This window comes from Amycolatopsis plumensis, assembly GCF_042652605.1.
In the GTDB taxonomy this organism is placed as follows: domain Bacteria; phylum Actinomycetota; class Actinomycetes; order Mycobacteriales; family Pseudonocardiaceae; genus Amycolatopsis; species Amycolatopsis plumensis.
In genome coordinates, this window is sequence record NZ_JBHSJY010000001.1 from 3,541,936 (window position 1) to 3,563,695 (window position 21,760).

Annotated in this window: 21 protein-coding genes and 1 pseudogene; 21 read left to right on the forward strand and 1 reads right to left on the reverse strand. The window is 71.9% G+C overall.

The features are described 5' to 3' along the window. Positions 1–12: 12 nt before the first annotated feature. From ACFPLC_RS17140 to ACFPLC_RS17200, 13 genes are all read left to right on the forward strand, one after another. On the forward strand, positions 13–1,566 hold the full coding sequence (locus ACFPLC_RS17140; RefSeq protein ID WP_378189368.1) for a molybdopterin-dependent oxidoreductase: 1,554 nt from the start codon (positions 13–15) through the stop codon (positions 1,564–1,566). Positions 1,567–1,965: 399 nt separating this feature from the next. Then, positions 1,966–2,877, forward strand: a complete 912-nt coding sequence (locus tag ACFPLC_RS17145) for a redox-sensing transcriptional repressor Rex (RefSeq protein ID WP_378189367.1) — start codon at positions 1,966–1,968, stop codon at positions 2,875–2,877. After that, positions 2,874–4,181, forward strand: a complete 1,308-nt coding sequence (locus ACFPLC_RS17150; protein WP_378189366.1) for a glutamyl-tRNA reductase — start codon at positions 2,874–2,876, stop codon at positions 4,179–4,181. Before ACFPLC_RS17145 ends, ACFPLC_RS17150 begins: the two co-directional genes overlap by 4 nt. A gap of 20 nt (positions 4,182–4,201) precedes the next feature. Beyond that, positions 4,202–5,131: a hydroxymethylbilane synthase gene (gene hemC / locus ACFPLC_RS17155; RefSeq protein WP_378189364.1), complete on the forward strand. Its 930-nt coding sequence runs from the start codon at positions 4,202–4,204 to the stop codon at positions 5,129–5,131. Positions 5,132–5,215: 84 nt separating this feature from the next. After that, positions 5,216–6,748, forward strand: coding sequence for a bifunctional uroporphyrinogen-III C-methyltransferase/uroporphyrinogen-III synthase (locus ACFPLC_RS17160; RefSeq protein ID WP_378189362.1), 1,533 nt, complete (start codon positions 5,216–5,218; stop codon positions 6,746–6,748). A gap of 169 nt (positions 6,749–6,917) precedes the next feature. Then, a complete protein-coding gene (gene hemB / locus ACFPLC_RS17165; protein ID WP_378189360.1) occupies positions 6,918–7,889 on the forward strand; it encodes a porphobilinogen synthase in 972 nt (323 codons plus the stop codon). Positions 7,890–7,906: 17 nt separating this feature from the next. Further along, on the forward strand, positions 7,907–8,443 hold the full coding sequence (locus ACFPLC_RS17170) for a hypothetical protein (protein WP_378189358.1): 537 nt from the start codon (positions 7,907–7,909) through the stop codon (positions 8,441–8,443). Beyond that, positions 8,440–8,886, forward strand: a complete 447-nt coding sequence (locus ACFPLC_RS17175) for a hypothetical protein (protein WP_378189357.1) — start codon at positions 8,440–8,442, stop codon at positions 8,884–8,886. The genes ACFPLC_RS17170 and ACFPLC_RS17175 overlap by 4 nt, the downstream gene beginning before the upstream one ends. A 13-nt stretch (positions 8,887–8,899) precedes the next feature. Further along, positions 8,900–9,238 carry a hypothetical protein gene (locus ACFPLC_RS17180; protein WP_378189356.1) on the forward strand — a complete coding sequence of 113 codons (339 nt, stop codon included), beginning with the start codon at positions 8,900–8,902 and terminating at the stop codon, positions 9,236–9,238. 62 nt (positions 9,239–9,300) lie between these two features. After that, positions 9,301–10,581: an efflux RND transporter periplasmic adaptor subunit gene (locus ACFPLC_RS17185; RefSeq protein ID WP_378189354.1), complete on the forward strand. Its 1,281-nt coding sequence runs from the start codon at positions 9,301–9,303 to the stop codon at positions 10,579–10,581. Next, positions 10,578–11,282 carry an ABC transporter ATP-binding protein gene (locus tag ACFPLC_RS17190; RefSeq protein ID WP_378189353.1) on the forward strand — a complete coding sequence of 235 codons (705 nt, stop codon included), beginning with the start codon at positions 10,578–10,580 and terminating at the stop codon, positions 11,280–11,282. The genes ACFPLC_RS17185 and ACFPLC_RS17190 overlap by 4 nt, the downstream gene beginning before the upstream one ends. Continuing rightward, complete coding sequence (locus tag ACFPLC_RS17195; RefSeq protein WP_378189352.1) at positions 11,279–12,481, forward strand: ABC transporter permease; 1,203 nt, start codon at positions 11,279–11,281, stop codon at positions 12,479–12,481. The genes ACFPLC_RS17190 and ACFPLC_RS17195 overlap by 4 nt, the downstream gene beginning before the upstream one ends. 11 nt (positions 12,482–12,492) lie before the next feature. Continuing rightward, complete coding sequence (locus ACFPLC_RS17200) at positions 12,493–13,014, forward strand: hypothetical protein (RefSeq protein WP_378189351.1); 522 nt, start codon at positions 12,493–12,495, stop codon at positions 13,012–13,014. Here ACFPLC_RS17200 and ACFPLC_RS17205 read toward each other — a convergent pair. Then, positions 13,011–13,487, reverse strand: coding sequence for a TspO/MBR family protein (locus ACFPLC_RS17205; protein ID WP_378189350.1), 477 nt, complete (start codon positions 13,485–13,487; stop codon positions 13,011–13,013). The two genes, ACFPLC_RS17200 and ACFPLC_RS17205, sit on opposite strands and share 4 nt — an antisense overlap. Before the next feature lie 60 nt (positions 13,488–13,547). Between ACFPLC_RS17205 and hemL the strand changes: the two genes are divergently transcribed. The 8 genes and pseudogenes from hemL to ACFPLC_RS17245 all read left to right on the forward strand — a co-directional run bounded on the left by hemL (position 13,548) and on the right by ACFPLC_RS17245 (position 21,679). Continuing rightward, positions 13,548–14,849 carry a glutamate-1-semialdehyde 2,1-aminomutase gene (gene hemL, locus ACFPLC_RS17210; protein ID WP_378189349.1) on the forward strand — a complete coding sequence of 434 codons (1,302 nt, stop codon included), beginning with the start codon at positions 13,548–13,550 and terminating at the stop codon, positions 14,847–14,849. After that, complete coding sequence (locus tag ACFPLC_RS17215) at positions 14,846–15,472, forward strand: histidine phosphatase family protein (protein ID WP_191311455.1); 627 nt, start codon at positions 14,846–14,848, stop codon at positions 15,470–15,472. The genes hemL and ACFPLC_RS17215 overlap by 4 nt, the downstream gene beginning before the upstream one ends. After that, the gene (locus tag ACFPLC_RS17220) at positions 15,469–16,029 is read left to right on the forward strand and encodes a TlpA family protein disulfide reductase (RefSeq protein ID WP_378189347.1); all 561 of its coding nucleotides are present in this window, start codon (positions 15,469–15,471) and stop codon (positions 16,027–16,029) included. Before ACFPLC_RS17215 ends, ACFPLC_RS17220 begins: the two co-directional genes overlap by 4 nt. A 4-nt stretch (positions 16,030–16,033) precedes the next feature. Next, positions 16,034–16,795, forward strand: a complete 762-nt coding sequence (locus ACFPLC_RS17225; protein WP_378189346.1) for an aminoglycoside phosphotransferase family protein — start codon at positions 16,034–16,036, stop codon at positions 16,793–16,795. A gap of 116 nt (positions 16,796–16,911) precedes the next feature. Beyond that, positions 16,912–17,685, forward strand: a complete 774-nt coding sequence (locus ACFPLC_RS17230; protein ID WP_378189345.1) for a cytochrome c biogenesis CcdA family protein — start codon at positions 16,912–16,914, stop codon at positions 17,683–17,685. Then, the gene (resB, locus tag ACFPLC_RS17235; RefSeq protein ID WP_378189344.1) at positions 17,682–19,277 is read left to right on the forward strand and encodes a cytochrome c biogenesis protein ResB; all 1,596 of its coding nucleotides are present in this window, start codon (positions 17,682–17,684) and stop codon (positions 19,275–19,277) included. Before ACFPLC_RS17230 ends, resB begins: the two co-directional genes overlap by 4 nt. A 3-nt stretch (positions 19,278–19,280) precedes the next feature. Beyond that, positions 19,281–20,276, forward strand: coding sequence for a c-type cytochrome biogenesis protein CcsB (gene ccsB, locus ACFPLC_RS17240; RefSeq protein WP_378189343.1), 996 nt, complete (start codon positions 19,281–19,283; stop codon positions 20,274–20,276). A gap of 75 nt (positions 20,277–20,351) precedes the next feature. Beyond that, positions 20,352–21,679 (forward strand): annotated as a pseudogene (locus ACFPLC_RS17245) (MinD/ParA family ATP-binding protein). Positions 21,680–21,760 lie beyond the last annotated feature (81 nt).

The following is a 21,760-nucleotide window of genomic DNA, read 5'->3' on the forward strand; positions in this document are numbered from 1 at the left end:
GAAGATGGAGTCGTGAGCACTCTGCAGGACGCGCCCCCGGAGACGCGCCGCCTTTCGCTGCCGGTCGCGACGCTGATCGGCCTCCTCGCGCTGGCCGCCGCCCTCGGCGTCGGGCACCTGGTGGCGGGCTTCGTCGGGTACACGGCCTCGCCGTTCATCGCGGTGGCGAACTACGTGATCGACCACAGCCCGACCGCCGTCGTGAAGTGGGCCGAGCGGACGCTGGGCACCTGGGACAAGCCGGTGCTCAAGCTCGGGCTCGCCGTGGTGCTGGTCCTGTTCGCGCTGCTTGCCGGGCAGCTGTCGCGCCGGACGCCCCGGGCCGGGCAGGTGCTCGTCGTCCTCCTCGGTGCCGCCGGGGTCGCGGCCGTGTACGCGCGCAGCGACCTCGGGCAGGTTTCGCTGCTCGCGCCGGTCGCCGCCCTGGTCGCCGGCCTGATGGTGTTCACCTTCCTGCACCGGCTCGCGCTGCCCGTCGACGTCGGCCACGACCGCGGCTTCGACCGGCGGAAGTTCCTGCGGGCCGGGGTCGGGGTGGCCGCGGGGTCGGGCCTCGCGGCCGTCGTCGGCCAGGTCGCCGGGACCAGCTCGAACGCCGAGGACTCGCGGGCCGCCGTCGGGCCGCTCGTCCCCGCGCGCACCGCGCCGCCGCTGCCCGCGGACGCCGACTTCGCGAAGCTCGGTTCGCCGCCCTTCATCACGCCGAACGCCGACTTCTACCGCATCGACACCGCGCTGGTCGTGCCGCAGATCCGCACCGAGGACTGGAGCCTGAAGATCCACGGGATGGTCGACCGCGAGGTGAGCTTCTCCTACGCCGACATCCGCAACCGGCCGCTGGTCGAGCGCCGGGTGACGCTGACCTGCGTGTCCAACGAGGTCGGCGGGCCGCTGATCTCGAACGCCGCCTGGATCGGCGTCGACCTCGCCGACCTGCTCGACGAAGCGGGCGTCCAGCCGGGCGCGCAGCAGATGTTCGCCACCAGCGTCGACGGCTGGACGTGCGGGACGCCGGCGAACGTCGCCCTCGACCGGACCCGCGGGGCGATGCTGGCGATCGGGATGAACGGCGCGCCGCTGCCGGTCGAGCACGGCTTCCCGGCGCGGATCGTCATCCCCGGCCTGTACGGGTACGTGTCGGCGACGAAGTGGGTCGAATCGCTCGAATTCACCCGGTGGGACGCCCGGCAGGCGTACTGGCTGAGCCGCGGGTGGGCCGAGCAGGCGCCGATCAAGACCGAGTCCCGGATCGACACGCCGAGCGGCTTCGCCAAGGTGAGCGCGGGCAAGGTCCGGCTGGCCGGGACGGCGTGGGCGCAGCACACCGGCATCGCGAAGGTCGAGGTCCGGCTGGACCAGGGGGAGTGGCGGGCGGCGACGCTGTCGGCGGAGGTGAGCAAGGACACCTGGCGGATGTGGTGGATCGAGCTCGACGTGCCGGCGGGGACGCACCAGGCCTCGGTCCGGGCCACCGACCAGGACGGCTACACGCAGACGGAGAACCGCGCGGACCCGGTCCCGGACGGCGCCACCGGCTGGCACTCGGTCACCCTCGACGCGAGCTGAGGTCCGGGCCCGTCACCTACCGCAGTGAATGACTCATTCCTGGCGTCCGACGCCAGGAATGAGTCATTCACTGCACCGGGGCGCGGCCGATCAAGGGCTGCCGCTCGCAGCGCGGGACCGGCCGTTCGCCGCGCGGCGAAGATCGGCGCCCGCACGTCCCCTCGCGGGCCGTCCGCGCGAACTGCCTTGCCGGACAAGGATTCTGACGCCGTGTCATGATCGCGTGGCCTGCGGAACGGCCTCCGACCAGTGACTTTGTGCGTGCGTTCACAAGTGGTCTACCGTAGGGCTGTCGCCCGGGACGGGCCGGTATCGAACCGGACTCCGGGTCCTGGGTCAAGACACAGTTCCGAATGGCGATGGCCGCCAGACGTGCACAGCGGGCAGGAGAACTACGGCGTGGTGACACAGCGGGGGAGGCGCGACGCGGCGGACTCCCCGGGCCGGGCGTCCCGGCGGCCCCGCCGTCCGGCCGGCCTCGACGCCGACAACGCCCCCACCGCCGAAATGCCCGCGGTGCCCGCCGGTGAGCCGGGCCGCAACGGGGATGCCCCCGAGGCCGTCCGGGCGAAGTCCATTCCCGAGGCCGCCGTCGCGCGGCTGGCCGTCTACCTGCGCGTGCTGTCCGGAATGTCCGAACAGGGTGCGACGACCGTTTCGAGCGAAGAACTGTCGCAGGCCGCCGGCGTCAATTCCGCGAAACTGCGCAAGGACCTCTCCTACCTGGGTTCCTACGGCACCCGGGGCGTCGGCTACGAGGTCGGCGTCCTGGTCAGCCAGATCGAACGCATCCTCGGCCTGACCCGGCAGCACAAGGTCGCCGTGGTCGGGATCGGCAACCTGGGTCACGCGCTGGCCAACTACGGCGGCTTCCCGGGGCGCGGCTTCCCGGTCGAAGCGCTGTTCGACCTGGACCCGGACCTGATCGGTGTGCCGGTCGGCGGGCTCCCGGTGTCGCACATGGACGACATCCCGCGGATCTGCGCCGAGCGCGGCATCTCCATCGGCGTGATCGCCACCCCGCCCACCGCGGCGCAGTCGGTGTGTGACCGCCTCGTCGCGGGTGGTGTCCAGTGCATCCTCAACTTCGCCCCGGTCGTGTTGCAGGTTCCTGCTCACATCGAGGTCCGCAAAGTGGATTTGGCCGTCGAGCTGCAGATACTCTCGTTCCATGTGGCCCGCCGTGCGGACGACGCCGGGAATCAGGGCAATTCCGGATTACCCGGTGCGGTTCACCCATCCGAGAATGGGAACGGCAGGCGGAACGGCTCGGGTCCGGACGGCGGACGGGAAATGGTGGTGCGCTCATGAGCGTCTTGGCGGTCGGTCTCTCGCATCGGAGTGCGGAGCTGAGCACGCTCGAGCGCGTCGCGGTGCCCGCTCCCGAAGTCGGCAAGATCCTGGACGAACTGCAGCAGGCCGAGCACATCAGTGAGGTCATGCTCGTCTCGACCTGCAACCGGATCGAGGTCTACGCGGTCGTCGAGACCTTCCACGGCGGCCTCAACGACGTCTCCGAAGTGCTCGCCCGCCAGGCCGGGATGGCCCCCGCCGAGCTCTACGACAGCCTGTACGTCCACTACGCCGGCGCCGCCGTCGAGCACCTGTTCTCCGTCACCTCGGGCCTGGACTCGATGGTCGTCGGCGAGACGCAGATCCTCGGCCAGATCCGGTCCGCCTACGCCACCGCCCGCGAGGCCGGCACCGTCGGGCGCACGCTGCACGAGCTGATCCAGACCACGCTGCGCGTCGGCAAGCGGGTGCACACCGAGACCGGGCTCGACCAGCTCGGCGCGTCGGTCGTCTCAGAAGCGCTCGCCGCGGCCGGGGACGTCACCGGCAAGCACGCCGTCATCGTCGGCGCCGGCTCGATGGGCGCGCTCAGCGCGTCGCAGCTGCGCAAGGCCGGGATCGGCGAGATCACCGTGGCCAACCGCACCGACGCCCGCGCCCGCCGGCTCGCCGCGAACGTCACCGAGCAGGGCGTGCCGGCCCGCGCGATCCCCCTGACCAGCGTCGCCGGCGCCGTGCGGGACGCCGACATCGTGATCTGCTGCACCGGCGCGCAGGACGCCGTCTTCACCCCCGAGCACGTGCTGCCGCGCGGCGGCCGGGAGCTCGTCGTGTGCGACCTCGGCCTGCCGCGGGACGTCGACCCGGAGGTCGGCGAGCTGGCCGGTGTCCGGGTGGTCGACCTGGCCACCGTCCAGCGCCGGATGCGCGAGGCCGGGACGCCGACCACCGAGCGCCAGACCGCGAAGGCGACCGGGATCGTCCTCGACGAGGTCCGCGACTACCTCGCCGGGCAGCGCAGCGCCGAGGTGACCCCGACCGTGACCGCGCTGCGCCGCCGCGCGGCCGAGGTCGTCGACGCCGAGCTGCTCCGGCTGGACAACCGCCTGCCCGGACTGGACGGCGCGGTCCGCGAGGAGGTCGGCCGCACGGTCCGCCGGGTGGTCGACAAGCTGCTGCACGCGCCGACGGTGCGGGTCAAGCAGCTGGCCGCCGAGACGGCCGACACCGACTACGCGAACGCGTTGCGAGAACTGTTCTGCCTCGACCCGCAGGCACCCGCCGCGGTGGCGAGCCCGAAGCCCCCCTCAGAGAAGAAGTAGTAGTGACCAGAGTCATTCGCATGGGTACGCGCGGTTCCAAGCTCGCGCTCGCCCAGACCGGGACCGTCGCCGACGCCCTGCGCGCCACCGGCGCCGAGGTCGAGATCGTCAAGGTGACCACGCCCGGTGACCAGTCCTCCGCGCCGATTCCCACGATCGGGGTCGGCGTCTTCACGTCGGCGCTGCGGGAAGCGTTGCAGCGCAACGAGGTCGACGTCATCGTCCACTCGTACAAGGACCTGCCGACCACCCCCGAACCGGGCATCACGCTGGCCGCCGTGCCGCCCCGCGAGGACCCGCGGGACGCGCTGGTCGCGCGCGACGGGCTGACGCTGGGCGAGCTGCTGCCCGGCGCGAAGGTGGGCACGGGCTCCCCGCGGCGCACCGCGCAGCTGCGGGCGCTGGGTCTCGGTTTGGAAATCGTGCCGATTCGCGGCAATATCGACACCCGCATGCGCAAGGTGTCCGACGGCGAGCTCGATGCCGTGGTGCTCGCGCGTGCCGGACTGGCCAGGATCGGCCGGGCCGAGGCGATCACCGAGACCCTCGACCCGATCCAGATGCTGCCCGCGCCCGCGCAGGGTGCGCTGGCGGTGGAGTGCCGGGCCGCCGACGTGGACCTCGAGCAGCTGCTCAGGTCCACTTTGGACGACGAAGGCACGCGGGCCGCGGTGACGGCCGAGCGTGCGCTGCTGGCCGCGCTCGAGGCGGGGTGCAGCGCGCCGGTGGGCGCGCTCGCCGAGATCGTCGAAGATCTCGACGCCGAGGGCAAGGTCGTGGAACGGATCTCGCTGCGCGGCACCGCCGCCGCGGAAGGCGAGAACGGCGCGGTGGACATGGTCCGGGCCTCCGCGCTGGCCGACAAGGACCAGGCCGCCCAGCTGGGCAAGGACCTGGCCGCCGAGCTGCTGGACCTGGGAGCCGGAGCCCTCTCCGGCCCTGCCCGATAGCGCTCTCGCGAGCGCTTTTCCCAGACGTAGGAGATCTGCGGCCGCGCGATCGTGCACGGTCGCCGCAAGAGGAGAAACGCACAGATGACCCCCGCGCGAAAGACCACCGGGCGCGTCGCGTTCGTGGGCTCCGGCCCCGGCGACGCCGGCCTGCTCACGGTCCGTGCCCAGGAGCTGCTGACCAAGGCCGAGGTCGTGGTGACCGACCCCGACGTGCCGCAGGCCGTGCTGGCCATGGCCGCCGAGGGCGCCGAGGTCCGGCCCGCCGTCGGCGAGGCCGCCGAGGTCGCCAAGGACCTGACCACCGAGGCCAAGGCCGGCCGGCTGGTGCTGCGCCTGGTCGCGGGCGACCCGCTGACCACCCCGGCCGTGGTGGCCGAGGTCCAGGCGGTCGCGCGCACGAGCGCCGTGTTCGACGTCATCCCCGGGGTCTCCCCGGCGGCGGCCGTCCCGGCGTACGCGGGCGTCGCGCTGGGCGGCACGCACACCGAGGTCGATGTCCGCGGCGACGTCGACTGGGCGGCACTGGCCGCCGCGCCCGGCCCGCTGGTGCTGCACGCCACGTCGGCGCACCTGGCCGAGGCCGCCTCGGCGCTGACCGGCAACGGCGTCCCGGCGTCGACCCCGGTCGCGGTCACCGCGAACGGCACCATCAACACCCAGCGCACCCTCGACACCACGCTCGAGAAGGTCGCGAACGACGCCGGCGAGCTCGTCGGGCCGCTGATCGTCACGATCGGCCAGGCCGCCGGGCAGCGCTCGAAGCTGTCGTGGTGGGAGTCCCGCGCGCTGTACGGCTGGAAGGTCCTGGTGCCGCGCACGAAGGAGCAGGCCGGCGAGATGGCCGAGCGCCTGCGCGGCCACGGCGCGACGTCGCACGAGGTGCCGACCATCTCGGTCGAGCCGCCCCGCAGCCCGGCGCAGATGGAGCGCTCGGTCAAGGGTCTGGTCGACGGCCGCTACCAGTGGATCGTCTTCACCTCCACCAACGCGGTCCGCGCGGTGTGGGAGAAGTTCGAGGAGTTCGGGCTCGACGCCCGCGCGTTCTCCGGCGTCAAGATCGCCTGTGTGGGCGAGTCGACCGCGGCGAAGGTGCGCTCGTTCGGCATCATCCCGGAGCTGGTCCCTTCCGGTGAGCAGTCCTCCGAGGGCCTGCTGGCCGAGTTCCCGCCGTACGACGACGTCCTCGACCCGGTCGACCGCGTCCTGCTGCCGCGGGCGGACATCGCCACCGAGACGCTGTCGGCCGGCCTGCGCGAGCGCGGCTGGGAGATCGACGACGTGACGGCCTACCGGACCGTCCGGGCCGCCCCGCCGCCCGCCGAGACCCGCGAGATGATCAAGACCGGCGGCTTCGACGCGGTCTGCTTCACCTCGTCCTCGACCGTGCGGAACCTGGTCGGCATCGCCGGCAAGCCGCACACCCGCACGCTGGTCGCGTGCATCGGCCCGAAGACCGCCGAGACCGCGGTGGAGTTCGGGCTCCGGGTCGACGTCCAGCCGGAGAAGGCGGACGTGCCGCACCTGGTGGACGCGCTGGCCGAGCACGCCGCCCGGCTGCGCGCCGAGGGTGCCCTGCCGCCGCCGCGCAAGGCGAAGCGGGCCCGCCGCTCCTGAGTTCCAACGCGGTGAATGACTCATTCCTGGCATCGGACGCCAGGAATGAGTCATTCCTGTCTTGGGGTTCGGCGCCGCTGATCCAGCCGGGGGCCACTCACCGCTCGGGAGGCGCCGCTGGGCACCCTTGCGGAACTCCGGCAAAAGCCGCGGGAGTACCTTGGGAGGGGTGTTCCCCGAGCATCGTCCCCGCAGGCTTCGCACCACCCCGGCCATGCGCAGGCTGGTGGGCGAAACGACGCTGCGGCCACGCCAGCTGATCCTCCCGATGTTCGTCGCCGAAGGGATCGACGCGCCGCGGCCGATCTCGAGCATGCCCGGCGTCGTCCAGCACACCCGCGACACGCTGCGGAAGGCCGCCGTCGACGCGGTCAACGCCGGTGTCGGCGGCCTCATGCTGTTCGGCATCCCGGCCACGCGTGACGCCGAAGGCTCCGGCGCGGTCGACGAGAAGGGCATCCTCAACGTCGCCCTGCGCGACCTGCGCCACGAGCTCGGTGACGCCACCGTGCTGATGGCCGACACCTGCCTCGACGAGTTCACCGACCACGGCCACTGCGGCGTCCTGGACGCCGACGGCGCGGTCGACAACGACGCCACCCTGCGGATCTACGCCCAGATGGCCATCGCGCAGGTGGAAGCCGGGGCGCACGTGCTCGGGCCGTCCGGGATGATGGACGGCCAGATCGGCGTCATCCGCCGGGCGCTCGACGAGGTCGGGCACAAGGACGCGGCGATCCTCGCCTACTCCGCGAAGTACGCCAGCGCGTTCTACGGCCCCTTCCGCGAGGCTGTCGACTCGCAGCTCAAGGGCGATCGCAAGACCTACCAGCAGGACCCGGGCAACGGCCGCGAGGCGCTGCGCGAGATCGAGCTGGACCTCGCCGAGGGCGCGGACATGATCATGGTCAAGCCGGCGCTGTCCTACCTGGACGTCATCAAGGCGGCGGCGGACATCTCCCCGGTGCCGGTGGCGGCGTACAACATCTCGGGCGAGTACGCGATGGTCGAAGCCGCCGCGGCGAACGGCTGGCTCGACCGCGAGCGGACGATCCTCGAGGTGCTGACGTCGATCCGCCGCGCGGGCGCCGACCTGATCCTCACCTACTGGGCCGCCGAGGCCGCTGCCTGGCTGGACTGACCCGTTAGAGTCCACGCGTGGCAGAGAACGACGACCTCACCGGTCTGACCGACGACGAACGGCGCAAGCAGGGCCGGTCGCCCGATCCGGTGCTCCCCGGCGAGCGGGCCCCGAAGGCCAAGCCGCCGCGGCCGGTGGCCGTGTCGTTCTGGCTGTGGCTGGCCGGCGGGGTGATCCTGATCCTCGGGTACGTCCAGTTGATGGCGGGCAAGTCCGCGGTCATCGACCGGTACGTCGAGGGCACCAAGGACCCGAAGATCACCCCGCAGATGATCGCGGACGGCGTCACGGCGATGCTGTGGTTCCTCCTCGTCGGCTCCATCGTGTTCACGCTGCTGTTCCTGCTGTTCGCGTACAAGGCCCGCGAAGGCACCCGCTCGGCCCGGACGGTGCTCACCGTGCTGCCGATCGTGATGGTGCTGCTCATCTTCACGTTCGCGCCGGTGCTGACGTACCTGACGCTGGTCGCGGTGCTGCTGTTCGTGATCGCGCTGGTGCTGCTGTACCTGCCTTCGGTGAGCGGCTACTTCCCCAAGGTCGGCAAGAAGCTGTGAGTGACCGGCTGTACGCCGAGTCCGGCGTGAGCTGGGCGGCGATCGGCTGGGGTCCGGTGTTCGCCCTGGTGGGCGCGCTGGCGGAGCTGGCCACCGGCGGGCCGGTGCACGTGGTGGGCTGGCTGCTGGTCGGGTTCGCGCTGTGCGTCATCACGATGCCGTGGGTGTACGCGCGCCGCCGGTTCCTGTCGCTGGAGGTGACGACCGAGCAGCTGCGGCAGGGCCGCGAGAAGGTGCCGGCCGCGGACATCGCTTCGGTGACGGACGTGGGGACACCGGTGGGCGCCCGGGTGCTCGGGGGCGGCTGGTCGGTGCCGCGGAAGTACGACTCGCTGCCGGTGCGGCTGGCCGACGGCACGGTCGTGCTGGCGTGGGCGAAGGACGTCGAGGCGCTGCGGGACGCGCTGGACCGGCTCGTCCGGGCGACCCCGCGCGAAGCATGAGAAAATCTCCGGTGTGATCGACCTTCCGCAGCCCACCGGGGCCGAGCTCTGGCCGCCGGAAGAACCCGGCCCGCAGGCGAGGCTGCACAAGCCGTGGCGGACGCTGGTCGCCGTCGTGGAGGTGCTGCTCGCCGGGCTCGCCTGCTGGGTGGCCTTCCTGTGCTGGCACGACAGCGTCGCCACCGTGGTCACCACCACCGAAGACGGCGCCGTGCTGGAGTCGCACCGGTACTTCGGCGGCCTGCTCGCCGCCGCCATCGGGCTCGGGACCGTGGCCGCGCTGCTGCTGGTCGACGCGGTGCGTCAGCTCGCGCTCGCCATCCGTGCGCGCAGCCCCAAGCCGAAGGCCTGATACACAGCTCGCGCACAGGCAACGAACAGTCCATTGCTAAGCAGCGGCACCAAAGTTGCCGCATGACGCGCGTGCGTGCCTCGAAGGCATGGGTGATCAACGGAGCTCTGGTCGTGCTGCTGGCCGGGGCGGGATTCGGGATATACCAGGCATTCAGCCCCGAACCGAGCTCGGCTCAGGCGCAGTCGCGCAGCACCCCGGTCCGCCGCGCGACGGTCACCGAGACCGTCTCGGCCGCCGGGACGCTCGCCAGCAGCTACACCGGCGCGGCGAACTTCGCGACGGCCGGCAAGGTCACCTCCATCGACGTCAAGGTCGGTGACGTCGTCAGCGCCGGGCAGAAGCTCGCCACGGTCGACAGCACCCAGGCGGCGAAGCAGCTTCAGGTTGCGAAGGCGAACCTCGCCGTTGCGCAGGACGGCCTCGACACCGCCGAGACGGCCGAAGCCACCCCGGCCACCGGGCAGAACAGCCAGAACGCGCAGGCCAACGCGGCCAACAACGTCACCTCGGCGCAGGCGAAACTCGACCAGGCCGAGCTCGACGTCCAGACCGCGCAGCAGGCGCTCGACAACACCGTGCTGTACGCGCCCGGCGCCGGGACGGTCACCGCCATCAACGGCACCGTCGGGCAGCAGTCCTCCAGCGGCTCCTCCGCCACTTCTCAGTCGGCGAGCGGAAGCGGCCAGGGTGGCCAGGGCTCGTCGTCGAACTCCAGCTCGGCCGCGTCTTCCTCCTCCAGCAGCTCCGGGTTCATCACCATCACGAACCTGACCGGCCTGGTCGTCGACACCTCGGTCGCGGAGATCGACGTCAGCAAGGTCAAGGCCGGCCAGAAGGCCACGGTGACGCTCAACGCGCTGCCGGACAAGCCGGTCCAAGCCACCGTGTCGAGCGTCAACCTGACCCCGACGACCAGCGGCAGCGTCGTCTCCTACGGCGCGCAGCTGGCCCTGACCAGCCCGCCGGACGGGCTGCGGCCCGGCCAGTCGGCGAGCGTCGTGATCACCGTCGCCGAGGCCGACAACGCGTTGAGCGTGCCCGCCGCGGCGGTGCAGACCGTGGGCAGCACCAACCTCGTCACCGTCCAGGAAAACGGGCAGAACGTCACCCGGCAGGTGCAGGTCGGCCTGCGGGGCGAGTCGACCGTCCAGATCACCTCCGGACTGACCGAGGGCGAGAACGTCGTGCTCACCGCGACGGCCTCGACCGGCACCACCGGCGGCACCGGACGCACGGGCGGCGGCACCGGCGGGTTCCCCGGTACCGGGGGCACCGGCGGGTTCCCGGGCGGCGGCCAGCGCGGCACGGGCACCGGCGGCGGCTTCGGCGGGCGCGGATGAACCCGGTGATCGCGGTCTCCGGACTGCGCAAGACCTACGGGGCAGGCGAGACGGCGGTGCACGCGCTGCGCGGCGTCGACCTCACCGTGTGGCCCGGCGAGTACGTCGCGATCATGGGCGCGTCCGGCTCGGGGAAGTCGACCCTGCTGAACATGCTCGGCTGCCTGGACGTGCCGACGTCCGGCCGGTACCTCCTGGACGGTTTCGGCGTGGGCAAGCTGAACGAACGGCAGCTGGCGCTGCTGCGCAACCGGAAGATCGGCTTCATCTTCCAGTCCTTCAACCTCGTGCCCCGCACCTCGGCCTTGTCCAATGTGGAGCTACCTCTGGTCTACAGTGGACTTTGCCGGTCGGAACGGCGGCGGCGTGCGCTCGCGGCACTGGAGATGGTCGGGCTCTCCGATCGGGCCAAGCACCTGCCGAGCGAGCTCTCCGGCGGGCAGATCCAGCGGGTCGCGGTGGCGCGGGCACTGGTCACCGGCCCGGCGATGCTGCTGGCCGACGAGCCCACCGGCAACCTCGACCGGCGCAGCACCGAGGACGTCCTCGGCGTGTTCGACCGGCTCAACTCCCTCGGCCGCACGATCGTCGTCATCACCCACGAGGACGAGGTCGCCGAGCACGCCCACCGCGTCGTGCGGGTGGACGACGGCTTGATCGTCTCGGACGAGGTCACGCGCGCGGTGGGGGCGGTCTCGTGAACCTGCTGGAGATCCTGCGGTTCGCCGTGCGCGGGCTCACGGCGAACAAGCTGCGCTCGGCCCTCACCACGCTCGGCATCACGATCGGCGTCGCCGCGGTGATCCTGCTGGTCGCGGTGGGCAACGGCGCGTCGGCGGCCATCGCGGCCAGCATCCAGGGCCTCGGCACCAACGTCGTCAACGTCTCCCCGGCCCGCGGCGGCGGCCAGGGCACGGCCGCGCGGCCGCTGACCGTGCAGGACGCACACGCGCTCGTCGACCCCGTCGGCGCCCCGGACGTCAAGGCCGCCTCGCCGGTGGTCAACACGACGGCGACCGCGACCTACGGGCAGACGTCCTACGACGTCTCCAGTGTCGCCGGCACCGAACCCGCGTACTTCACCACGACCAACCGCGAACTCGCCCAGGGGCAGCTGTTCACCGGCGAGGACGTGACGGCCGCGCGGAAGGTCGTCGTGCTCGGCCCGACGACGGCGGAGTCGATCTTCGGCACGGCCGACCCGGTCGGCAAGAACGTCTTGCTGAACAGCATCCAGTTCACCGTGATCGGCGTGCTGCAGGCCAAGGGCAGCACCGGCCTCCAGAACGCCGACGACGTCGCCATCGCGCCGATCTCGGCGGTCCAGAACTCCCTCGCCGGCTACGGCAGCCTCAGCCAGATCGCCGTCCAGGCCACCAGCGCGGACTCCGTCTCGCTGGCGCAGTCCGAGATCACCGCGATCCTCAACGCCCGCCACGGCATCCGGCTCGGCGGCACCCCGGACTACCAGATCCAGAACTCCGAGCAGCTGCTCGCGACCCGGACGTCGGCCACCGAGACGTTCACCGTGCTGCTGGGCGCGGTCGCGGCGATCTCCCTGCTGGTCGGCGGCATCGGCGTCACCAACATCATGCTGGTCACGGTGACCGAGCGGATCCGCGAAATCGGCATCCGCAAGGCCATCGGTGCCCCGCGCGCGGCCATCCTCGGCCAGTTCCTCGCCGAAGCGACCATGCTCAGCCTGTTCGGCGGGCTGCTCGGCGTCGCCATCGGGGTGATCGGCAGCCGGTTCACCATCTCCGGGATCAAGCCGGTCGTGGTGCCGTCGTCGATCCTGCTCGCTTTCGCGGTATCCGCCCTGATCGGGTTGTTCTTCGGCAGTTTCCCGGCGAACCGGGCCGCCAAGCTGAGGCCCATCGACGCCCTGCGTCACGAATAAGGAGTCTTCGCATGTCTTCGTCCGCCACGACCCCGCTGAACGCGGAAGAGATCGTCGCCAGCCCGGCGGTCGACGGCGACCTGAACGCCGAGATGCGCCGGGCCGCGAAGCCGTTCTCGCGCACCACGCTGGTGCTGGCCGGGCTCGTCGTGCTCGCGATCGCGTTCGGCGGCGGCGCCTGGACGCACGCCGCGTTCGGCTCCTCGACGCCCGCCCGCCCGAGCGGTACCGCGGGCGGCAACCAGGCCCGGACCGGCGGCCAGCAAGCCGGTGCCGGGCAGCAGGGCGGCGGGTTCCGCGGCGGCCGCGGCACCACCGGCACGATCGACCGCGTCGACGGCACCACCGTGTACGTCAAGACCGCGCAGGGCGACGACGTCAAGGTGTCCACATCGGACTCGACCACGGTCGGGGTCACCCAGCCGGGCAAGCTGTCGGACCTCAAGCCGGGCGCGGCGGTCGTCGTCCAGGGTCAGGCGGGCGACGACGGCACGGTCGCCGCGCAGGCCATCACCCAGCAGGCCGCGCGCTAGTTGAGGACGACGATCGCGGCGTTGAGCGTGGTCGCGTAGAGGATCCAGCCGAGGTAGGGCACCAGGAGCGCGGCGGCGGCCTTCGACCGGCGGCCGAACAGGATGATCGTCACCACCACGACGACGTCCAGCAGGAGGATGTCGGCCAGCGCGACCCTGGCCGCGCCGCTCTCGAAGAACAGCGGCGTCCAGAGCAGGTTGAACAGCAGGCCGATGCCGTAGGCGGCGAACCCGCGCGTCTCGCCGTCGGTCCGCCAGTACAGCCAGCCGGCCACCGCGATGGTGACGTACAGCACCGTCCACACCGGACCGAACAGGGCCGCGGGCGGTGCCCACGGCGGCTGCTCGAGCCGCGCGTAGGCCTCCCGCGCCGACGTGGCGGCCAGGCCGCCGACCACGGCCACGACGGCGACGACGCCCAGGAATCCGGCCAGCATGAGCCACTGGTTGCGGTGCGGGGCGCGTTCGGTCACCGGCTGTTCCCCTCCCGGGCGGCTGCCCGCCATCTTAGGCGGGTTTGGGAGTATGGACCGGTGAGCACTGGAACCGAGCAGTCCAAGGCATGGTTCGACCGGGCGAAGACGGCCATCCCGGGCGGGGTGAACTCGCCGGTCCGGGCGTTCAACTCGGTCGGCGGCACGCCGCGGTTCATGGTCCGCGGCGAGGGCCCGCACCTGTGGGACGCCGACGGCAACCGCTACGTCGACCTGGTGTCGTCCTGGGGCCCGATGATCCTGGGGCACGCGCACCCGGCGGTCGTCGAGGCGGCGCGCACGGCGGCGACGTCCGGGCTCTCGTTCGGCACGCCGACGATCGGCGAGGTCGAGCTGGCCGAGGAGATCATCAACCGCGTCGGGCCCGTCGAGCGGGTCCGGCTGGTCAACTCGGGCACCGAGGCCACGATGAGCGCGATCCGGCTGGCCAGGGGCTTCACCGGCCGCACGAAGATCGTGAAGTTCGCCGGCTGTTACCACGGTCACGTCGACGCGCTGCTCGCGCAGGCCGGCTCCGGCGTCGCGACGCTCGGGCTGCCGACGTCGCCGGGTGTCACCGGCGCGCAGGCTGCGGACACGCTGGTGCTGCCCTACAACGACCTCGACGCGGTCCGGAAGTCCTTTGAGGACAACCCGGGGGAGATCGCCGCGGTGATCACCGAGGCGGCGGCCGGGAACATGGGCGCGGTCGCGCCCGAAGACGGCTTCAACGCGGGCCTGCGTGACCTCGCCCACGAGCACGGCGCGCTGCTGATCATGGACGAGGTGATGACCGGCTTCCGCGTCTCGGCCGCGGGCTGGTTCGGCCTCGACAGCGTGGCCGGCGACCTCTACACGTTCGGCAAGGTGATGTCCGGCGGCCTCCCGGCGGCGGCCTTCGGCGGCCGCGCCGACGTGATGGCCAAGCTTGCGCCGGGCGGCCCGGTCTACCAGGCCGGGACGCTCTCCGGGAACCCGGTCGCGGTGGCCACGGGCCTCGCGACGCTGCGCGCGGCCGACCACGCCGTGTACGCGGCTCTCGACGCCAACGCCAAGCGCCTCGGCAACCTCTTCCACGCCGCTCTGAGCGAAGCGGGGGTTGCGCACAACGTCCAGTACGCGGGCAACCTGGTGAGCGTGTTCTTCGGTGAGGCTCCGGTCCGCGACTACGCCGGCGCGCAGGCGTCCGAGACGTGGCGCTTCCCGCCGTTCTTCCACGCGTTGCTCGACGGAGGCGTGTACGCGCCTCCGAGCGCGTACGAGGCCTGGTTCGTCAACGCGGCGATGGACGACGAAGCGTTTTCGGTGATCGAAGCGGCGCTGCCCGCGGCGGCGCGCGCGGCGGCGGAGGCCGTCCAGTGACCACCGTCGTCCACATGCTGCGTCACGGCGAAGTGCACAACCCGGAGAAGATCCTGTACGGCCGTCTCGAGGGGTACCGGCTCTCCGAGCGCGGGCAGCGGCAGGCGCTGACGGTCGCCGAGGCCGTCGCGGGGCACGATCTCGTGCACGTCGTGGCGTCGCCGCTGCAGCGGGCGCAGGAGACGGCGGCCCCGATCGCCGCCGCGCACCGGCTCGACATCGCGACCGATCCCGGGTTGATCGAGGCGGGGAACCAGTTCGAAGGCCTGCACGTGGCGGTCGGCGACGGCGCGCTGCGGGAGCCTCGCCACTGGCCGAAGCTGGTCAACCCGTTCAAGCCGTCGTGGGGCGAGCCCTACATCGAGATCGCGCACCGGATGCTCGGCGCGGTCCACCGGGCCCGCGAGGCGGCTGACGGACACGAAGCGCTGTGCGTGTCGCACCAGCTGCCGATCTGGACGCTGCGGCGGTTCCTCGAGGGCAAGCGCCTCTGGCACGACCCCCGCCGCCGCCAGTGCTCGCTGGCGTCCCTGACGTCGCTGGTGTTCGACGGCGACGAGCTGCGCGAGATCGTCTACAGCGAGCCCGCGGGCGCCACCGACCCGAAGGTGACCGGGGCATGAGGTCGCTTCTGGTGGTGCTCGCGGTGCTGGCCCTGGCGGGCTGCAGCACGGGCAAGGACGCGGTGGTCCAGGGGAGCAGCTTCAGCTTCGTCTCCCCGGGCGGCCAGGTCGACATCACCTACGACGTCGCCCAGCGCCAGACGGCCCCGGTGCTGGCCGGCGAGGACCTGATGAACGAGGGCAAGCAGCTGTCGCTGGCGGACTACGCGGGCAAGGTCGTGGTGCTCAACCTGTGGGGCCAGTGGTGCGGGCCGTGCCGCACGGAGGCGCCGGAGATGGAGTCGCTGGCCAAGCAGGGTGTGCAGGTGGTGGGCATCGACGTCCGCGACCCGGCGCGCGAAGTGGCCCAGGACTTCGTGCGCGACCGGCAGCTGACGTACCCGTCGATCTACGACCCGGACGGCCGGGTGCTGCTCAAGCTGAGCGGTTACCCGAGGAACATCATCCCGTCGACGATCGTGCTGGACAAGCAGCACCGCGTGGCGGCGGTGTTCCTGCGGCCGGTGCTGGCCCAGGACCTCCTCCCGGTGGCGCAGCGGCTGACCGCGGAAGCTTGACCCGGTGACGGCCGAGGAGCTGCTGCAGGACCAGCCGCACCGCCGGGTCGTCCGCGTCGGCGACACGGTCCGTCGCCCGGTGCACCCCTGGACGCCCGCGGTCCACGCTCTGCTCCGGCATCTGGAGGACGTCGGCTTCCCCGCCGCGCCCCGGGTGCTCGGCATCGACGACGAGGGCCGCGAGGTGCTCACCTACCTGGCGGGCGAATCGGGCCCGCAGGGCTGGGCCCAGGTGGTCGGCGACGCCGGCTTGGCCGCCTTCGCCCGGCTGCTGCGCGACTATCACGACGCGGTGGCCGGCTTCCGGCTCGCCGGCGAACTGACGTGGTGCACCGGGACCGGGACCGGCGAGGTGGTCTGCCACGGCGACTTCGGCCCGTGGAACACCGTCTGGCGGGACGGGCGGCCGGTCGGGCTTCTGGACTGGGACTACGCCCGGCCCGGGCCCCGGCGCCACGACGTCGCCTACGCGCTGGAGTACGTGGCACCCTTCCGCGACGACGCCGAATGCCTCCGCGCCCTCCGCTACCCCGAGCCGCCCGACCGGCGCCGCCGGGTGGAGGTGTTCGCCGAGGCGTACGGCCTGACGTCGACGGCGGGGCTGGTCGACGCGGTGCTCGACGTCCAGCAGTCCGGGATCGAGGAGGTCCGCCGGGCGGCGGAGCAGGGGCTCCAGCCGCAGGTCCACTGGGTGGCGGAGGGGTTTCTCGACGAGCTGGCGGCCCGGGTCGAGTGGAGCCGGGCCCACCGGCACCTGTTCGAATGACGCGCGCTCCGCACCGGGCCGGGCCACCGGGACCAAGGTCCTGAACTGCTGTGACCGAGGTCCTGTGAAGCGGCCCCGGCGTTCTCACCAGGACCTCACTGCCTACCCTCAACGGGGTGAACTCCGTGACCGAGCTGGCGATCTCCGGGCCGCTGCTGCTCGCCGCGGGTGTCGCGCTGCTGGCCGGGGCCGTCTCCTTCGCCTCTCCCTGCGTCGTGCCGCTCGTGCCGGGGTACCTCGCCTACCTCGCCGCGCTCGTCGGGGCCGAGGCGCCCGCCGTCAGTGCCGATGAAGAGCGCAAGCAGGGGCGGTGGGCCGTTGTCGGGGCCGCCTTGCTGTTCGTGCTCGGGTTCACCGTCGTGTTCGTCGCCACGCTGGGCACGCTCGTCTGGCTCGCCGCCACGCTCGTGCTCAACCAGGACCTGCTGCAGCGCCTCGGCGGGGTGCTGACCATCGCCATGGCCCTGGTCTTCCTCGGCTGGATCCCCGGCCTGCAGCGCGAGATCCGCTCGCACCACGTGCCGCGCGGCGGGGTCTGGAGCGCTCCGCTGCTCGGCGCGATCTTCGGGCTCGGCTGGACGCCGTGCATCGGCCCGACGCTGTCCGCGGTCATGACGCTGGCCAGCGCCACCGGCGGCGCCGAGGTCCGCGGGTACCTGCTGATCACCGTCTACTGCCTCGGCCTCGGGCTGCCGTTCCTGCTCATCGCGCTCGGTGCCCGCTGGGCCGTGCGCGCCACCGACTGGGTGCGCCGGCACGGCCGCCAGGTGCAGATCTTCGGCGGCGTGCTCCTGCTGGCCGTCGGCATCCTGCTGGTCACCGGCGTCTGGGGGGATCTGATGGGCTGGCTCCGCAACGAGTTCACCGGCACCCTGGAGCTGCCGCTGTGACGACCACGGAGGCACCCCCCAAGACGCCGCCGGGACCGACGCCCGCGAAGCGGACCTTCGCCTTCCTGCGCAACACCTGGCGCGGCCTGACGTCGATGCGCACCGCGCTCGTCCTGCTGTTCCTCCTCGCGCTGGCCGCCCTGCCGGGCGCGCTCCTGCCGCAGCGGAAGCTCAACGCGCCCAAGGTCGACGAGTACATCACCGCCCACGGCTGGTGGGGGACGCTGCTCGACAAGCTCGAGTTCTACGACGTCTACTCCAGCATCTGGTTCTCGGCCATCTACCTGCTGCTGATGGTCTCGCTGGTGGGCTGCCTGACCCCGCGCAGCTTCGAGTACGTCCGGGCGATGCGCGCGAAGCCGGTGCTGACGCCGCGCAACCTGGCCCGGATGCCGCACTACCGGCTCGGCCGGGGCAAGACCGACGTCGCGGCCGAGATCGCCGCCGCCCACCGGCAGCTCGCCGGCTGGCGCCGCGTCGAACGCGAGGAAGCCGGGGGTGTCCGGACCATCTCGGCCGAACGCGGGTTCCTGCGCGAGACCGGCAACCTGCTGTTCCACTTCAGCATGCTCGGCCTGATCGTGTTCTTCGCCCTCGGCAAGCTCTACGGCTACGAGGGCCAGGTCATCGTCCAGGCCGACGGCGACAGCTTCTGCAACGCGGGCATCTACAACTACGACTCCTTCAACGCGGGCCTGCGCGTCGACGGCACCGACCTCGACCCGTTCTGCGTGAAGGTCAACGACTTCACCGCGCGCTACACCGAGTCGGGCCAGCCGGACTACTACCACTCGAACATCGAGTACCAGTCCGGCCCGGACCTCGAGACGGGCACCTGGCGCCCGTACGGCCTCGAGGTCAACTCGCCGCTGCGGACCGCGGGCGACCGCGTCTACCTGCTCGGCCACGGCTACTCGCCGAAGTTCACGGTCACCTTCCCGGACGGCTCGCAGCGCACCCAGAACACCCAGTGGCGCACGGTCGACCCGGCCACGATGCTCGCCGAAGGCGCGACGAAGTTCGACCAGCCGGGCATCACCGACGAGGTGCAGCGGCGGACCCGCCAGCTGGCCATCACCGGCCTGTTCGCCCCGACGGCGTTCCTGCACGGCAACGTCCTGACGTCGTCGGCGCCCGAGGCGAACGACCCGGCGGTCGCCGTCGACGTCCTGCGCGGCGACCTCGGCCTGGACTCCGGGCGCGGCCAGTCGGTCTTCGAGGTCGACCAGACGCGGGTCGACGACGGCAGGCTGAAGAAGATCGCCCGCCAGAACCTCAACGTCGGCGAGGAGATCAAGCTCGACGACGGCACGAAGGTCCGCTTCGACGGTGTCGGCCAGTGGGTCTCGCTGCAGATTTCCCACGACCCCACGCAGGGGTTCGTGCTCGGTTTCGCCATCGCGATGTTCGTCGGCCTCGGCGCTTCCCTGCTGGTCAAGCGCCGCCGGCTGTGGGTGCGGGTGCAGCCGGGGACCGACGACGACCCGGGTACCGTGATCGAGGTCGCCGGGCTGGCCCGCACCGACCAGGCCGGCTACGGCGAAGAGTTCCACCGGGTCAGCGAACGCCTGATCAGTGGGCAGAAGGGCTGAGGCATGCCGATCAACGAGACGCTCTCGACCTACAGCGACTGGCTGTACACGACCGCCGCGGCGATCTACGTCGTCGCGCTGATGATGACGCTGGTCGAACAGGGTTTCGGCGCCAAGGGCCGGCTCGCCACCGAACGCGCCAAGCTGCGGGCCCGTGAGCTCGTCGGCGCCGGTGGGCCGCCGGTCGAGGAGGTCCCGGCCGCGCAGCGCGAGGTCGGCCGTCCCGAGCGGATCGGCCGGATGGGCGCGGCGCTGCTCGTGCTCGGCGCGCTGCTGCAGCTGACGGCGATCGTGCTGCGCGGCCTCGCCGTGCACCGCGCGCCGTGGGGCAACATGTACGAGTACGGCATGGCCGTCACCTTCATCACGGTGGTGACCTGGCTGATCGTCATGAAGAAGTTCCCGGTCCGGCACCTCACCGGCTTTCTGCTGCTGCCCGTCGTGATCCTGATGTTCATCAACGGCACGCTGCTGTACACGACCGCGGCGCCGGTGCAGCCCGCGCTGCAGTCGTACTGGCTGGTCATCCACGTCGCCGCGGCCATCATCGGCTCCGGCGTCTTCCTGGTGCCGGGCGTCGCGAGCGTGCTGTACCTGTTCCGCGCGGCCTACGAAAAAAGCACAGCCAAGGACAGTCTTGAAAACAGCACTGTGAAGTTCGCCCGCTTCGCCCCGAAGCTGCCCGCGGCCGACGTCCTCGACCGGATCGCCTACCGGACCACCATCTTCGCCTTCCCGGTGTTCACCTTCGGCGTGCTCTGCGGCGCGGTCTGGGCGGAGTCGGCGTGGGGCCGGTTCTGGGGCTGGGACCCCAAGGAGACCTGCGCGTTCATCGCCTGGGTCGTCTACGCGGCCTACCTGCACTCGCGGGCGACGGCGGGCTGGCGCGGGACGCGGGCCGCGATCATCAACATCGTCGGGTTCGCCGCGATGATCTTCAACCTGTTCTTCGTGAACCTCGTCTCGGTCGGCCTGCACTCCTACGCCGGGGTGGGCTGAGCAGCCCGCGCGTCCGCCGACTACCGTCGACACCGGGGGCGGAGTGTCAGGCGGAGCGCGTGGAGGTTTTCACCGGTGACCGGACCCAGCGAAGAATCGGCTCCAGGCCACCCCGAACAGGCTGAACCGGCTGCTGCGGCGCCGCAGCCGGGGCTGTTCGCCGACGATCGGACGGACTCGCACCCGCACCCCGAGACGTCGGGGGCGTTCGACGTGCAGCCGACCCAGGCGGTGCCGCCGCCCAACCCGGCCGTGTCGGGCCCGCACCAGGTGCCCAACCCCGCCGTGTCGGGGCCGCACCAGGTGCCCTACGGCTACGACCAGAACCTCCCGCCGCTGCAGCCGCAGTACGGCGACCCGGCGCAGGAGTACCAGGCCCAGGCCCAGGCCCAGTACCCGCAGCAGCCGCCGTCCGGGCTGCCGCAGCCCCAGGGCGGCCGGCACGCGGCGCCGCAGCCCGGCCCGGGCCACGGCCACGACCTGTCGACCGCGCACCTGGTCAAGCAGACCAAGCGGCCGCCGCAGTCCGGCTGGCGCAAGGCGCTCTACGTCGGCTCCGGGAAGCTGGTCAACCCGGGGAGAGCCCGGCGGACACCCGCCGCCGCGAGCTCATCGCCCGCGTCAACCAGCCGCTGCGCGGGTGCTACAAGATCGCGATGCTGTCGCTCAAGGGCGGCGTCGGCAAGACCACGGTGACGACCACGCTGGGCTCGACGTTCGCGTCCCTGCGCGGCGACCGCGTGGTGGCGGTGGACGCCAACCCGGACCGCGGCACGCTGTCGCAGAAGATCCCGCTGGAGACGACCGCGACGGTCCGCCACCTGCTGCGTGATGCCGCCCGCATCACCCGGTACAGCGACGTCCGGTCCTACACGTCCCAGGGTTCGAGCCGGCTGGAGATCCTCGCCAGCGAGCAGGACCCGGCCGTGTCGGAGGCCTTCTCCGAGGACGACTACCGGCGCACGGTCAACCTGCTGGAGCACTTCTACAACATCGTGCTCACCGACTGCGGGACCGGCCTGATGCACTCGGCGATGAAGGGCGTCCTGGACGTCGCGGACGCGCTGGTCGTGGTCTCGTCCGGCTCGGTCGACGGCGCCCGCAGCGCCTCGGCCACGCTCGACTGGCTCGAGGCGCACGGCTACGGCGAGCTGGTCAAGCGCTCGGTGGCGGTGATCAACTCGGTCCGGCCGAAGGGCGGCTCGGTCGACCTCGACAAGCTGTCGGCCCACTTCGGCGCGAAGGTCCGGGCGGTCTGCAAGGTGCCGTTCGACCCGCACCTGGAAGAAGGCGCCGAGATCGAGCTGGACCGCCTGTCCGGCGACACCCGCCTGGCCCTCCTGGACCTGGCGGCGACCGTCGCCGACGGCTTCGCCACCCCGCTTTCCCAGGGCTACCGCTGAGCCTCGAGCGCAGTGAATGACTCATTCCTGGCGTCTGACGCCAGGAATGAGTCATTCACTGCAGCCGGGACGGGGCAGCGA

Coding starts and splice junctions, on each gene's coding strand:
- ACFPLC_RS17150 (WP_378189366.1), top strand. CDS start 2,874: ATGAGCGTCTTGGCGGTCGGTCTCTCGCATCGGAGTGCGGAGCTGAGC.
- ccsB (WP_378189343.1), top strand. CDS start 19,281: ATGCCGATCAACGAGACGCTCTCGACCTACAGCGACTGGCTGTACACG.
- ACFPLC_RS17160 (WP_378189362.1), top strand. CDS start 5,216: ATGACCCCCGCGCGAAAGACCACCGGGCGCGTCGCGTTCGTGGGCTCC.
- ACFPLC_RS17200 (WP_378189351.1), top strand. CDS start 12,493: ATGTCTTCGTCCGCCACGACCCCGCTGAACGCGGAAGAGATCGTCGCC.
- hemC (WP_378189364.1), top strand. CDS start 4,202: ATGGGTACGCGCGGTTCCAAGCTCGCGCTCGCCCAGACCGGGACCGTC.
- ACFPLC_RS17220 (WP_378189347.1), top strand. CDS start 15,469: ATGAGGTCGCTTCTGGTGGTGCTCGCGGTGCTGGCCCTGGCGGGCTGC.
- ACFPLC_RS17190 (WP_378189353.1), top strand. CDS start 10,578: ATGAACCCGGTGATCGCGGTCTCCGGACTGCGCAAGACCTACGGGGCA.
- ACFPLC_RS17185 (WP_378189354.1), top strand. CDS start 9,301: ATGACGCGCGTGCGTGCCTCGAAGGCATGGGTGATCAACGGAGCTCTG.